The organism is Stenotrophomonas sp. C-A (assembly GCF_054030835.1).
In genome coordinates this window covers 3,313,485-3,326,313 of the sequence record NZ_CM132916.1, presented here as the reverse complement: position 1 = coordinate 3,326,313, position 12,829 = coordinate 3,313,485, and the positions used below count along the sequence as shown (strand labels likewise).

12 protein-coding genes are annotated in these 12,829 nt (G+C 65.4%); 6 read left to right on the top strand and 6 right to left on the bottom strand.

Annotation, left to right across the window (positions count from 1 at the left end; genetic code table 11):
• Positions 1-283: 283 nt before the first annotated feature.
• Positions 284-3,073 (bottom strand): TonB-dependent receptor plug domain-containing protein, encoded by a 2,790-nt coding sequence (locus ACW5IY_RS15705; RefSeq protein WP_049436798.1) that lies wholly within the window; start codon positions 3,071-3,073, stop codon positions 284-286.
• Between the two features lie 214 nt (positions 3,074-3,287).
• Between ACW5IY_RS15705 and apbC the strand changes: the two genes are divergently transcribed.
• Complete coding sequence (apbC, locus tag ACW5IY_RS15700) at positions 3,288-4,142, top strand: iron-sulfur cluster carrier protein ApbC (RefSeq protein ID WP_026347084.1); 855 nt, start codon at positions 3,288-3,290, stop codon at positions 4,140-4,142.
• A 77-nt stretch (positions 4,143-4,219) separates the two neighbouring features.
• Positions 4,220-4,792, top strand: coding sequence for a dCTP deaminase (gene dcd / locus ACW5IY_RS15695; RefSeq protein ID WP_010483020.1), 573 nt, complete (start codon positions 4,220-4,222; stop codon positions 4,790-4,792).
• Positions 4,793-4,888: 96 nt separating this feature from the next.
• Here the strand turns inward: dcd and ACW5IY_RS15690 are convergent, their stop codons facing one another.
• The 3 genes from ACW5IY_RS15690 to ACW5IY_RS15680 are packed head-to-tail and all read right to left on the bottom strand — an operon-like array spanning position 4,889 to position 6,162.
• The gene (locus tag ACW5IY_RS15690; RefSeq protein ID WP_049436797.1) at positions 4,889-5,056 is read right to left on the bottom strand and encodes a LiaI-LiaF-like domain-containing protein; all 168 of its coding nucleotides are present in this window, start codon (positions 5,054-5,056) and stop codon (positions 4,889-4,891) included.
• Between the two features lie 15 nt (positions 5,057-5,071).
• Positions 5,072-5,494, bottom strand: coding sequence for an HIT domain-containing protein (locus ACW5IY_RS15685; protein WP_010483023.1), 423 nt, complete (start codon positions 5,492-5,494; stop codon positions 5,072-5,074).
• Complete coding sequence (locus ACW5IY_RS15680) at positions 5,491-6,162, bottom strand: dienelactone hydrolase family protein (RefSeq protein WP_049409172.1); 672 nt, start codon at positions 6,160-6,162, stop codon at positions 5,491-5,493. The genes ACW5IY_RS15685 and ACW5IY_RS15680 overlap by 4 nt, the downstream gene beginning before the upstream one ends.
• A gap of 203 nt (positions 6,163-6,365) precedes the next feature.
• Between ACW5IY_RS15680 and rimO the strand changes: the two genes are divergently transcribed.
• Both rimO and ACW5IY_RS15670 read left to right on the top strand, forming a co-directional pair.
• The gene (rimO, locus tag ACW5IY_RS15675; RefSeq protein WP_049436796.1) at positions 6,366-7,727 is read left to right on the top strand and encodes a 30S ribosomal protein S12 methylthiotransferase RimO; all 1,362 of its coding nucleotides are present in this window, start codon (positions 6,366-6,368) and stop codon (positions 7,725-7,727) included.
• Entirely contained in the window at positions 7,724-8,560 is an 837-nt protein-coding gene (locus ACW5IY_RS15670; protein WP_049436795.1) for a DUF3025 domain-containing protein, read from the top strand. The genes rimO and ACW5IY_RS15670 overlap by 4 nt, the downstream gene beginning before the upstream one ends.
• A gap of 53 nt (positions 8,561-8,613) precedes the next feature.
• Here ACW5IY_RS15670 and greB read toward each other — a convergent pair whose 3' ends face one another.
• Entirely contained in the window at positions 8,614-9,120 is a 507-nt protein-coding gene (gene greB, locus ACW5IY_RS15665; protein ID WP_049436794.1) for a transcription elongation factor GreB, read from the bottom strand.
• 81 nt (positions 9,121-9,201) lie between these two features.
• The gene (locus ACW5IY_RS15660; RefSeq protein WP_049436793.1) at positions 9,202-10,707 is read right to left on the bottom strand and encodes a helicase HerA-like domain-containing protein; all 1,506 of its coding nucleotides are present in this window, start codon (positions 10,705-10,707) and stop codon (positions 9,202-9,204) included.
• A 122-nt stretch (positions 10,708-10,829) separates the two neighbouring features.
• Between ACW5IY_RS15660 and ACW5IY_RS15655 the strand changes: the two genes are divergently transcribed.
• Both ACW5IY_RS15655 and ACW5IY_RS15650 read left to right on the top strand, forming a co-directional pair.
• A complete protein-coding gene (locus tag ACW5IY_RS15655) occupies positions 10,830-12,434 on the top strand; it encodes a transglycosylase SLT domain-containing protein (RefSeq protein WP_049436792.1) in 1,605 nt (534 codons plus the stop codon).
• A 23-nt stretch (positions 12,435-12,457) separates the two neighbouring features.
• Positions 12,458-12,805 carry a ribonuclease E inhibitor RraB gene (locus ACW5IY_RS15650; protein WP_049436791.1) on the top strand — a complete coding sequence of 116 codons (348 nt, stop codon included), beginning with the start codon at positions 12,458-12,460 and terminating at the stop codon, positions 12,803-12,805.
• Positions 12,806-12,829 lie beyond the last annotated feature (24 nt).

Sequence of the window (12,829 nt, the reverse complement as noted above, 5' to 3'; positions counted from 1 at the left end):
GTTCAGTTGCATTCCATTCAGTCGGACCGTAACACGCACTTAACGCAGAGGACACGCGATCGTCATTTCGTCAAGCGGGGTTTGGCCTGAAAAATGTCGGTAAATCAATGGTTAACGCCAATTGTTTTGGTGTGTTTCAAAAGATGGCGATATGAAGGTCATTCTGTCGTAGTGCATTTGCTGCTTCTGCATAAGTGCTTTACCGAAGGCTTCCTGGAACCAAAAAAAAAGGCCCCGCCGAAGCGGGGCCTGGTCCAGACACGGAGTCCGGAAAACGACGGGATCAGAAGTTGTACTTGACCTGGGCCGAGATCTGGCGGCCGTAGACGCTGTAGAAGCCGTCATTGAACGGGGTCGATTCGTTGCCCGGGTAGTTGTAGCGCTGGCCTTCCGGCAGCTTGTTGAACACGTTGTTGACCATCAGCGACAGGACCAGATCTTCCTGTGCCTGGTAGTTCATGCTCAGGTTGTACGTGGTGTACGAACCCCACTTGCCGGCCTTGGCGCCGGAGGAGTGGACGTAGCCGTAGCTGCGGCCGGTGTAGGCCAGGTAGTTCGGGGTGCTGCCGACGTAGTTGGCGTACACGGTGGTGGTGAACTTGGCGATGTTCCAGGCCACCGACAGATCGCCGCGGACCTTGGCGAAGTTGTCGTAGTACCACATGTTGTACGGGTCGCTCAGCAGGTCGAGCTTGGCGGCACCCGGCATCGGCTGCACTTCACGCTTCAGCATGTTGGTGTAGTTGCCGGAGAACATCAGCGAGCCGAAGCGGCCGATATCCTGCTGGTACTTGGCCGCCACGGTCACCGCTTCCAGGTTCTGGCTGGCAACGTTGAGCTTCGGCGTGTATACGCGGGTCAGGTTGCCACCGGCGTCGCGCGATATCCAGTTGGTCACGTCACCGCAGCTGGCCGAGGTGTTGTTCGGCAGGCCGTTGTGGCACTGGTACTCGGCCAGCAGCAGCTGGTCGGAACTGAGGGTCTTGACCTCGTTCTTGATCTTCCAGTTGTAGTAGTCGGCCGACAGCGAGAAGTTGCTGACCGGGGCCCACACCACACCTGCGCTCCAGACATCGGCGGTGATCGGCTTCAGGTCCGGGTTACCGGACTTTTCGCTGTACACCGAGGTGTTCTTGTAGAACGAGCAGGCCTCATCACGCAGGCCATAACCCATCTGGCTGCAGCGGTAGTAGTCATTCTGGCCGGACGAGTACGAACCGCTCATGCCCTGGAAGGCATCGGACAGGGTCGGTGCGCGGAAGGCGGTACCGTACTTGCCGCGCAGCAGCAGGCTCTCGATCGGACGGAATTCCAGGCCGATGCTGTAGGTGGCCTTGTCGACGGTCTTGTCGGCGATCTTGAAGGCGTCATAGCGGCCCGAGGCGCTGACGGTCAGGGTGTCGTGCAGCGGCATGCGCAGTTCGCTGGTGACCGCGTAGTTGCTGCGGTGGCCGGCGCCGGCGACGGCGGTGGTGCCCCACACATTGCCATCAACGAACGCCTGGTCCGGCGAGTAATCCCAACCTTCGCTGCCACCTTCCAGCACGACGGCCAGGCCGGCATCACCGCCCGGCAGGCTGAACAGCGAGCCGTTGGTCACCTGCACGCGACCCAGGTTCTGCCAGGTCTTGCTGCGGTGGGTACCGTAGCCGGTGAAGCTGGCGAACTGGTCCGGGGTGATCGGCGAGTAGAAGGCCGCATAGTCCGGGTTGTAGATGCCGAAGCCGCCAGCCGAGGTGCCCAGGCGCGGGCCCAGCACGGTCTGGCCGAAGAAGTCTTCGATCTTGTCCTTCCAGCGCACGAAGCGGTTCTGGTCCAGGCGGTACTCGCCACGGGTGAAGCTGGCGCTGTAGTCCCAGTCGCCGACCATGCCCTTGCCGCCCAGGGTGACCTGGTAGGCACGGCTTTCGTCGGAGTTCATGATGTTGTTGTAGTGGCCCGGGCCGATTTCTTCCGGCGCGAAGGCGCGCTGCAGGTTCACGACCTTGCCCAGGCCCTGGTCGTAGAAGCCGCCCATGACCGACTTGGTGCCCCACCACAGGGCGCTCGAGCCGGAGGTGAACTCGGTCTTTTCCTTGCTGTACAGCACGTCGGCGAACAGCTGGAAGTTGTCGTTCACGTCGAAGGTCATCGACGAGTAGAACTGGCCGCTGTTCTTGCCGTTCTTCAGGGTCTTGTAGCCGGCGCTGTACACCGAACCGCAGGACTCGCCCGACGCGCGCTTGCCGACCACGGTGGTGCCGTCGTACAGGCCTGCCACGTTGGCGCAACGGCTCGGGTCCATCATCAGCAGCTTGTTGTCAGCGTTGGTGATGACGGCGAAGTCGTTCGACGGAACCTGGGCGGTGTAGCCGACCGGGTTGTTCTGGCGGGTGATGTCGCGCTGGTAGCCCCAGATCGGGCTGCCGTTCTCGATCTGCACGTTGAACAGCGCATGGAAGCGGTCGTCGAAGGCGTTGATGCCCTTGGCAGCGCTGAAGCGGATGTTGCTGCCGCCGCCTTCGGTGTAGGTGCCGCCACGGAGGGTCATGGTGCCGCCGTCCATGCGCTCCTTCAGGATGATGTTGACCACACCGGCGATCGCGTCCGAGCCGTACAGCGAGGACTGGCCGCCCGGCAGCACTTCGATGCGCTCGACGATGTCGATCGGAATGCCGCTGATGTTGTTGAAGGTTTCGCTGCCGTTGTACAGCGCCGGATACGAGAGCATCGGGCGGCCGTTGATCAGGTACTTGGTGTAGCCCGGATTCAGGCCGAACATGCCGGCGGCTTCGGCGCCCTGGGTGAACGAACCCGAGGTCTGGCCGCCCTGCAGGCCGCCAGTGGTCAGCGACGACTGCTGCAGCACTTCAGCAACACTGCTGAAGCCGCGGGTCTGGATGTCTTCGGCGGTGATGGACATCACCGGGGTCTGGGTTTCAACCTGGGTCTGCGGGATCAGCGAACCGGTGACGGTGATCTTGTCCAGGTTGGTCGCCTTGTCCTGGGCCATTGCCGGGGCGGCGGCCATCAGAGCGGAAATCAGGGCGACGGCGAGCGTGTTGCGACGTGCGGTGTTGCTTACGTAGTTCATGTAGTTCCATTGGAGAGCAAAAACAAAAACGGCACTGCGCATGCGCCATCGCGCGGGCTGGAAATGCCAGCTCCGCAGCCCAAAACAGTGCGGGTCGAACGTAACATGAACTTAACAATCTGTGCACGAATCTGTAGCAATCCTGAATTTCAGTCAGGTTACGTCCAGCTTGTATGATGCTCGGTTATTCCCCCTGACCCCGCCGGTGCTCGTTGTGAACAGTTCTCCCCGCCGTCCCCATGCAAGCCAGGTCCAGAAGGGACTCACGCCGCATGCCCGCATCCGCAATGTGATCGCGGTTGGTTCGGGCAAGGGCGGCGTCGGCAAGTCGACCACCGCGGTCAATCTGGCCGTGGCGCTGCAGCAGCTCGGTGCGCGCGTGGGCGTGCTCGACGCCGACATCTATGGCCCCAGCGTGCCGGCCATGCTGGGCCTGTCCGGCCGCCCGGAAAGCCCGGACAACAAGAGCATCGAGCCGCTGCGTGCGTTCGGCGTCGACACCATGTCGATCGGCTACCTGATCGAAGAGGACACGCCGATGATCTGGCGTGGGCCGATGGCCACCTCGGCGATGACCCAGCTGTTCAACGACACCCTGTGGGACGACCTGGACTACCTGCTGATCGACCTGCCGCCGGGCACCGGTGACATCCAGCTGACCCTGACCCAGAAGATTCCGCTGGCCGGTGCGGTGATTGTCACCACGCCGCAGGACATCGCCACGCTGGACGCGAAGAAGGCGCTGAAGATGTTCGAGAAGGTCGAGGTGCCGGTGCTGGGCATCGTCGAGAACATGGCGGTGCATACCTGCAGCAGCTGTGGGCATGTCGAGCACCTGTTCGGCGAGGGCGGCGGCGAGCGCATGGCCGCGCAGTACGGCGTGCCGTTGCTCGGTTCGCTGCCGCTGCAGATCGGCATCCGCGAGCAGGGCGATTCCGGTACCCCGATCACCGTGGCCCAGCCGGATTCGGTTCCGGCCCAGGCCTACCGCCATGCCGCGCAGCGCCTGATCGAGGAGGTTGGCAAGCGTCCGCGTGCCTCGATCCCGATCCTGTCGTCGCTGCTGTAAGTGCCCGGGCAGGGGCCGCCGGCGACGCCCGGCCCCCTGCTAGAATCCTCGCGCCCCCTCGCACCCCAGGACAAAGCATGAGCATCAAGAGTGACCGTTGGATCCGCCGCATGTCCGAGCAGCACGGCATGATCGAGCCGTTCGAGGCCGGGCAGGTCAAGCAGGCCAACGGCGAGCGCATCGTCAGCTATGGCACCTCCAGCTACGGCTACGACGTGCGCTGCTCGCGCGAGTTCAAGGTGTTCACCAACATCAACTCGACCATCGTCGATCCCAAGCACTTCGATCCGGGCAGCTTCGTCGATATCGTCGGCGATGAATGCATCATCCCGCCAAACAGCTTCGCGCTGGCGCGCACCGTGGAGTACTTCCGCATCCCGCGCGACACCCTGGTGGTGTGCCTGGGCAAGAGCACCTACGCGCGCTGCGGCATCATCGTCAACGTGACCCCGCTGGAACCGGAATGGGAAGGGCACGTGACCCTGGAGTTCAGCAACACCACGCCGCTGCCGGCGCGCATCTATGCCAACGAAGGCGTGGCGCAGATGCTGTTCTTCCAGGCGGCCGCCGATGACATCTGCGAGACGTCGTACCGCGATCGTGGTGGCAAGTACCAGGGCCAGACCGGCGTGACCCTGCCGCGGACCTGATCGGTTGTAGCGCCGAGCCATGCTCGGCTTCTTGGCAGGGTAGCCGAGCATGGCTCGGCTCTACATGAAGGAAGGCGGCGCAATGCGCCGCCTTCTTTATTTCCCGCGACCGAACAGCATCGCGATGCCGACACCCACCAGTGCCACCGGCCACCAGGTCAGCAGCAGCTTGGACAGGTTCAGGTGCGCCCAGCCGAGGTTGCTGGCGAGCATGAACAGGCCGATCAGGATCAGCAGGACGGCGGCAACGAGGTTGAATCGCATCGGGTCGGCAAACGCTCAGGACTGGGCTGGATATCCTAGCCGTTCCTTCCAGTAGGCGACATGCTGGTCCAGTGCACCCGGCTCGTAGCGGTGCGCGGGGCCGCTGCCCCAGACCGGGCCCGGCCACGCGGGGTCGCCGTCATGGCGGCCGATCACATGGAAATGCAGCTGCCGCACGATGTTGCCCAGCGCACCGATATTGATCTTCTCCACCCCGTCGGCACCCTTCAGGGCCTTGCAGGCGCGGTTGAGCTCGGTGCGCAGCTTGTCCTGCTGCTCGCCGTCCAGCTCGATCCACTCGGTCACCCCGGCAAGGCGCGGTACCAGCACCAGCCAGGGGAATCGTTCGTCGTTCATCAGCCGCACTTGCGACAACGGTCCTTCCGCCACCAGCACGCTATCGGTGGCCAGGCGTGAATCGAGTTCGAAATCGCTCATCCAAGATGCTCCGAGAAGAAGTCCAGGGTGCGTTGCAGCGCCAGGGCGGCGCTGTCTGGATCATACGCATGTCCGACCTCCCGGTTGAAGGCGTGGTCGGCCGGATAGACGAAGGTGGCCATCTGCGGCAGCTTCTCGCGATGGGCCTGGACCGCCTCCGGCGGGATGCTCCTGTCCTGGGCGCCGAAGTGGAAGATCACCGGGGCCTTGGGCGTCTCATCCAGGAACTGGACATTGCGCGCACCGTAGTAGCTGGCCGAGGGCAGGCCCAGGCGCAGGGCCGACAGCATCGCCACCGTGCCGCCCCAGCAGTAGCCCACCGTGCCGACCTTGCCATGGGGTGCCAGCCGGGTGGCGGCCGCACGCACGACCTCCAGCGCCTTCTCCATGCCCAGTGCGGTCACCCGTTCCAGGCCCTGCTTCACGCCTTCGGCGTCATAGGGCAGGGCATCCGGATCGGCTTCTGCACCGTCGACCAGGTCGAAGAACGACGGCGCCAGCACCGCGTAGCCTTCGGCCGCGAAGCGCTCCGCTACGCCGCGGATGTGCGGGTTGGCGCCGAAAATTTCCTGCACCACCACCAGCCCGCCACGCGGGGTGCCCTCCGGCAGGGCCTGCCAGGCCCGTACCGGGCCGTGATGCGTATCCAGGGTGATCCACTCGGCCATCGTTTCCATCTCGTTGTGGGGAACAGAACGGCATTGTCGGTGCAGCGTGGGTTAGCGCGATGTCAGCGGCTGTGCGGGATCGGGCGGCTGGCCATTCAGAGCGCGGCCGCCAACCCCGGTATACTGGCGCCCTTTCAGGCCCCGGCCCCCAGGAACCCCTGCCACGACGGCAGGGGCCCAGGCCCCCAGAGTCCCGCGATTCCATGTCCCAGCTGAACCCCAAAGTCGGCTTCGTCAGCCTTGGCTGCCCGAAGGCCCTTGTCGATTCCGAACGCATCCTTACCCAGCTCCGCTCGGAAGGCTACGACATCGTGCCGTCCTACGATTCGGCCGACGTGGTGGTGGTCAACACCTGTGGCTTTATCGATTCGGCGGTGACCGAATCGCTGGACGCGATCGGCGAGGCGATGAACCAGAACGGCAAGGTCATCGTCACCGGCTGCCTGGGCAAGCGCCCGGAGCAGATCCGCGAGGCGTACCCCAACGTGCTGGCGGTGTCCGGCCCGCAGGACTACCAGAGCGTGATGGAAGCCGTGCATGAAGCACTGCCGCCCAAGCACGACCCGTTCGTGGACCTGGTGCCTGACTACGGCATCAAGCTGACCCCGCGCCACTACGCGTACCTGAAGATTTCCGAAGGCTGCAACCACAAGTGCAGCTTCTGCATCATTCCGTCGATGCGCGGCAAGCTGGTCTCGCGCCCGGTGGATGAGGTGCTGCGCGAAGCCGAGCGCCTGGTGCGCGGCGGCGTGCGTGAGCTGCTGGTGGTTTCGCAGGACACCTCGGCCTATGGCGTGGACGTGAAGTACGCCGAGAAGATGTGGCGCGACAAGGCCTACCAGACCCGCCTGAAGGCGCTGTGCGAAGGCCTGTCCGAGCTGGATGCGTGGGTGCGCATGCACTACGTCTACCCGTACCCGCACGTGGACGAGGTGGTGCCGCTGATGGCCGAGAACCGCATCCTGCCGTACCTGGACATTCCGTTCCAGCATGCCAGCCCGCGCATCCTGCGCCTGATGAAGCGCCCCGGTGCGGTCGAGAAGACCCTGGAGCGCGTACAGAACTGGCGCCGTATCGCGCCGGACATCACCGTGCGTTCGACCTTCATCGTTGGCTTCCCGGGCGAGACCGAGGCCGAGTTCGAAGAGCTGCTCTCGTTCCTGGACGAGGCGCAGCTGGACCGCGTCGGTGCGTTCGCCTATTCGCCAGTGGAAGGCGCCACCGCCAACGACCTGCCCGATGCGGTGCCGGAGGAAGTGAAGCAGGAGCGGCTGGCCCGTTTCATGGAAAAGCAGGCGCAGATTTCCGCTGCGCGCTTGGAGGCCAAGATCGGCACCGTGCAGCAGTGCCTGGTCGACGCCATCGAAGGCGATATCGCCGTGGCCCGCTCCAAGGCCGATGCCCCGGAGATCGATGGCCTGGTGCACATCCAGAATGCCGACCAGGTGCCGCTGCGCGTGGGTGAGTTCGTCGACGTGGAAATCACCGAGAGCGACGAGCACGACCTGTACGGTGACGCGCTGCCGGCCGCTACCCGCCCGGCATTCGATCTCAAGATGCTGTGACCACAGCGACGACCGCCGCCGGTGACGGCAGCGGTGTCCGCCGCTTCGTGCCGCCGCCGCGTGCGGCGGTCGATCCGCAGGTGCTTGAACATCCGCTGTTCGCCGGCTTGCAGGACTTCCGTGATCTGCTGGACGATGCGGCATGGCCGTCCATCGCAGCGCTTGATGCGCGGCTCGGGTTGCCCGGCAAGCGCCTGGTGGAACAGGACGCCGCGCTGCTGGCCGACGGCCTGCATTACGAGGCGCGCATCGCGCAGGGGCATATCGCCACCCGCACCGACAACTGGCATGACCTGTTCAATGCACTGGTGTGGGCCCGTTACCCGCAGCTCAAGCAGGCCCTCAATGTGCAGCAGTGCAGGCATATCGAGGCCATGCCGCCGGGCCAGCGCAACCGTGCGCAGGCCGCGCTGACCCAGTTCGATGAGACCGGCGTGATCGTGCGTGTGCGCGATCACGCGCCGCTGACTGCCTGGGATGCCCACGACTGGCGTGCGCTATTTGAATCGAGATATTGGCTGAGCGGAGACATCGCCATCGCTGCGGTATTCGGGCACGCGCTGATGGAGCAGGCGCTGCTGCCGGGCCGCCGGCTGGTGGGCAAGTGTGTGGTGGTGCACGGTGAAGTCGATGATGCCTGCGTTGACGGAGTGACTGCGGCCATCGCCGAGGGCAGGGCAGTGACCGATCCGCTGCAGCTGCGTCCGCTGCCGTTGGCCGGAATCCCGGACTGGTACGAGGGACAGGATGTCGCCTTCTACGCAGATGCCGCGTACTTCCGCCCGCTGCGTGCCGGCCGCCAGTACCCGCCGCCGTTGATGTCCTCCCTGTAGAGCCGAGCCGATGCTCGGCTGCGTTTGCCCATCAGCCGAGCATCGGCTCGGCCCTACACTTGCGGGTACTCCACCCCGATTACCGCAAAGGTGAACTGGCCGCCGGGCAGTTCCACCGAAAATTCATCATCCAGCCGCTTCTTCAGCAGCGCACGTGCCAGCGGCGAATCGATGCTGATCCAACCCAGGCCTGCGTCGGTCTCGTCCGGGCCGACAATGCGATAGCGGCTGGTGTCGCCACTGTCCACGTTCTCCAGTTCCACCCACGCGCCGAAAAACACCGCCTGCGGATCGGTCGGCGTGGTGTCGACCACGCGCAGCGATTCCAATCGCTTCGTCAGGTAGCGCACGCGACGGTCGATCTCGCCCAGCTGCTTCTTGCGGTAGGTGTACTCGGCGTTCTCGGAACGATCGCCTTCCGCGGCGGCTGCGGCCAGCGCCTTCACCACCTCTGGGCGGCGGACCCGCCACAGGTCATCCAGTTCGGCCTTCAGCCGTGCGTGGCCGGAGGCGGTGATCAGGGCGGTACTCTTTTCTGCAGGGGGACGCCAACGGGACATGCGGTAAGACTTCTTTTCAGGGGAACGATGGGGTCGGAGCCCTTTCCCGTGGAAAGGGCTCTGACCGCCAGTGGCGGTGAATCAGCGCTTGCCGCCGAAGATGCCGCCCAGCAGGCCACGCACGATCTGGTTGCCCAGCTTGGTGCCGACCGTGCGCGTGGTCTGCTTGGCCATTGTCTCGATCATGCCCTGGCGGCGCTTGGTGCCGAAAATCGCATCCTTGATCGCCTGGCCGAAACCGCCTTCCTGCGCTTCGTCCTGCTCGCGGCTGCGGGCGGCCGGTGCCTGCGCCTGCTCGACCGTCTTCTGCGCGCGCTGGGCCAGCAGCTCGGCGGCCGATTCACGGTTGATCGCCGTGTCGTAACGACTGCCGACCGGGCTGCCGGCACGCACCTGCGCGCGCTCGGTCTCGGTGATCGGTCCCATCCGGCAGCGCGGCGGCGCGATCATCGTTTGCTGCACCGGCATCGGCACGCCCTTGTCCTGCAGCGTGGATACCAGCGCCTCGCCGGTGCCGAGCTGGCTCAGCACCTTGGCCACGTCCAGCTTCGGGTTCGGCACGAAGGTTTCGGCCGCGGTCTTCACCGCCTTCTGGTCGCGCGGGGTGAACGCACGCAACGCGTGCTGCACGCGGTTGCCCAGTTGGCCGAGGATGTTGCCCGGCACGTCGTCGGGGAACTGCGAGCAGAAATACACGCCCACGCCCTTGGAGCGGATCAGGCGCACCACCTGCTCGATGCGCTGCACCAGCGACGGCGGTGCGTCGTCGAACAGCAGGTGGGCCTCGTCGAAGATGAAGACCAGCTTCGGCTTGTCCAGGTCGCCCACCTCCGGCAGCTGCTCGAACAGCTCCGACAGCAGCCACAGCAGGAAGGTGGAATACAGCTTGGGCTTGAGCACCAGTTGGTCGGCGGCGAGGATGCCGATCACGCCGCGGCCGTCGTGATTGACCCGCATGATGTCGGCCAGTTCCAGGGCTGGCTCACCGAAGAAGTTCTCGCCGCCATCCTGCGCCAGGCGCAGCACCGAACGCTGGATCGCGGCGATCGACTGCGCACTGACCAGGCCGTACTCGGTGGAGATGTCCTTGCGCTCCTCGGCCACCAGGCCGAGCAGGGCGCGCAGGTCGTCCATGTCCAGCAGCAGCAGGCCTCGGTCGTCGGCCAGCTTGAACACGATGTCGAGCACGCCGGACTGGGTGTCGTTCAACTCGAGGATGCGCGCCAGCAGGGTCGGGCCCATCTCGCTGACCGTGGTGCGCACCGGATGGCCGAGCTTGCCGTACAGGTCCCAGAAAATGGTGGGGCTGGCGGCCGGCGCATAGTCGGCCACGCCGATCTCGGCAGCACGCGTCAGCAGGTTCTCGGCGCCGGTGCCGGGCACGGCCAAGCCGGACACATCGCCCTTCACATCGGCCAGGAACACCGGTACGCCCAGCCGCGAGAAGCCCTCGGCCAGGGTCATCAGGGTCACCGTCTTGCCGGTACCGGTGGCGCCGGCCACCAGGCCGTGGCGGTTGCCGAGTTTCGGCAGCAGGGTGACGGCAATATCGTCGGTAATGCCTTTGCCGAGCAGAATCGGATCCATGGTCCAGCCCTTGTGGTGAATAGCCCAATGTTAACCGCCGGCGGTGGCGGTCCGAAGGTCGGCTTGCCCGGACCTTGGCGGCGCCGCTACTCTGCCTGCCTGTTTCGCACACAGTGCCATCAATGCCCGTTCCTGTCCTGATTTCCCGCGGTTGGCCGCTGCTGGCCCTGGCCGGCCTGGTTTCCCTGGCGCCCGACGCCCATGCGCAGCGGGTTTCGGCCCGGGACAAGGTGAAGGTGGATGCGCTGCAGCAGCGCATGACCGTCGCCGAAAAGCGTTACAGCGACGCCCTGTTGCTGGTCGCCAATGCCGACCCGAAGGGCAGCAACGAGGCCGATGCCGCGCTGGAAGACATGGAAGATGTCCTCAACGACTGCGTGAAGCAGAAGGGCTGCCAGATGGGCACCCTGCTTGCCAGCTACAAGCGCCTGCTCAAGCACGACGCTGATGCCGCGGCCAGCGATGACGTGGCGGACGAAGGCGGCGACCGCCTGGAAGCCGACCCCGACCATATCGGCCCGCTCACCGCCGACGTGCCGGAGGCCGCGCGCGCTGCCGCGCTGCTCAACGACAAGCGGCACGCCTTCGACAGCATGGTCGAATACAACCCGGCGGTGCAGGCCGGCATCCGCCGCTGGCTGACCGACATGCGCCCGGCGCTGCTGACCAGCTACGAGAACTACCAGAACCTGCGCGCGGTGATGTGGCCGGAGTGGGAAAAGCGCGGCCTGCCCGAGGCGCTGCTGTTCGGCATCATGGCCAAGGAATCCAACGGCCGCGTGCATGCGTCCTCGCGCGCCGGCGCCGCCGGGCTGATGCAGTTCATGCCGGCCACCGGCCGCCGCTTCGGCCTCGGTCCGGATGGCACCGGCTTCGATACCCGTTTCGATGCGCGCAGTGCTGCTGAAGCCAGCGCCAGTTACCTCAACGAGCGTCTGCGCGAGCTGAACAACAACGTGGAAATGTCGGTGGCCGCCTACAACGGTGGTGAAGGCCGTGCCGCGCGCGTGTTCAAGCAGAGCGCCGGCCAGAGCTTCTGGACCGACAGCGTCTACAACCAGTTCCCCGGCGAGACCAAGGACTATGTGCCGATGGTGATCGCGGCGGCCTGGATCTTCCTGCACCCGCAGCAGTACGGCGTGGAATTCCCGAAGATCAGCGCGCAGCCGGCCACGCTGCGCCTGGCCAAGTCCACCACCATCTACGAACTGACCATCTGCCTGGGCAGCCACGGCACCCGCGATGGCTACATGCGCGCGCTGCGCAACCTCAACCCGCGCTATGAAGCCGACGGCTGGATTCCGGCCGGCACGCTGATCAACGCCACCACCCGCATCGCCGGCCTGTACCAGCGCAACTGCGTCAGCGGCCCGCGTGCCGACCTGGCCCGTACCCTGATCACCGCCGATCTGAACGCAGCGATCAAGCGTCCGACCGCTGCCAGCTACACCGGCAGCGTGGCCGTGGGCGGTGTGGTGCCGGTGGCCGATGCGGCCGCGTCCACCAGCGTGCCGACCACCCCGGTGGCGCCGGTGGCGGCCCCGCGCCCGGCGGCGCGCCCGAAGCCGGTGCGCAGCCACAAGGTGGGCAAGGGCGAGACCTTGGGCGCCATCGCCGCGAAATTCCAGTGCGACGTGCCGACCCTGGCCCGCGCCAACGGCCTGAAGGCCCCGGCCTACAGCCTGCGCCACGGCCAGACGCTGAAGCTGCAGGGCTGCGACAAGTAATCCCCCCGACCCCTGGAATCCGCATGGACCTCGAAGACACCCGCAACCTGTTCGCCAACCTCCGCGAAAACACCGACTGGGACATCACCGGCCCGTTACTGTGGGGGTACTTCTTCGTGCATTCCACTGCTGAGCCGTTGCAGGTGCTGGCTGACCATCTGCAGGCGCAGGGTTACACCTTCGTGGAACTGTTCGAGCAGGAGCCGGAAGAAGGCGACGCGCCGTTCCACGTGCTGCATGTGGAGCGCGTGGAGATTCACGACGAAGCCTCGCTGGACCGTCGCAACCAGGAGTTCGCGGCGCTGGCCGCGGAGAAGGGCGTGGAAGACTACGACGGCATGGACGTCGGCCCGGCCCCGTCCCTGCAGTAACGCGCATACCGGTCGTGCCGGCCG

Bases quoted from the DNA above. Each gene is read 5' to 3' on its own strand.
- ACW5IY_RS15705 (WP_049436798.1), bottom strand. From the start codon at position 3,073: ATGAACTACGTAAGCAACACCGCACGTCGCAACACGCTCGCCGTCGCC.
- dcd (WP_010483020.1), top strand. From the start codon at position 4,220: ATGAGCATCAAGAGTGACCGTTGGATCCGCCGCATGTCCGAGCAGCAC.
- ACW5IY_RS15690 (WP_049436797.1), bottom strand. From the start codon at position 5,056: ATGCGATTCAACCTCGTTGCCGCCGTCCTGCTGATCCTGATCGGCCTG.
- ACW5IY_RS15685 (WP_010483023.1), bottom strand. From the start codon at position 5,494: ATGAGCGATTTCGAACTCGATTCACGCCTGGCCACCGATAGCGTGCTG.
- ACW5IY_RS15680 (WP_049409172.1), bottom strand. From the start codon at position 6,162: ATGGCCGAGTGGATCACCCTGGATACGCATCACGGCCCGGTACGGGCC.
- rimO (WP_049436796.1), top strand. From the start codon at position 6,366: ATGTCCCAGCTGAACCCCAAAGTCGGCTTCGTCAGCCTTGGCTGCCCG.
- greB (WP_049436794.1), bottom strand. From the start codon at position 9,120: ATGTCCCGTTGGCGTCCCCCTGCAGAAAAGAGTACCGCCCTGATCACC.
- ACW5IY_RS15660 (WP_049436793.1), bottom strand. From the start codon at position 10,707: ATGGATCCGATTCTGCTCGGCAAAGGCATTACCGACGATATTGCCGTC.
- ACW5IY_RS15655 (WP_049436792.1), top strand. From the start codon at position 10,830: ATGCCCGTTCCTGTCCTGATTTCCCGCGGTTGGCCGCTGCTGGCCCTG.
- ACW5IY_RS15650 (WP_049436791.1), top strand. From the start codon at position 12,458: ATGGACCTCGAAGACACCCGCAACCTGTTCGCCAACCTCCGCGAAAAC.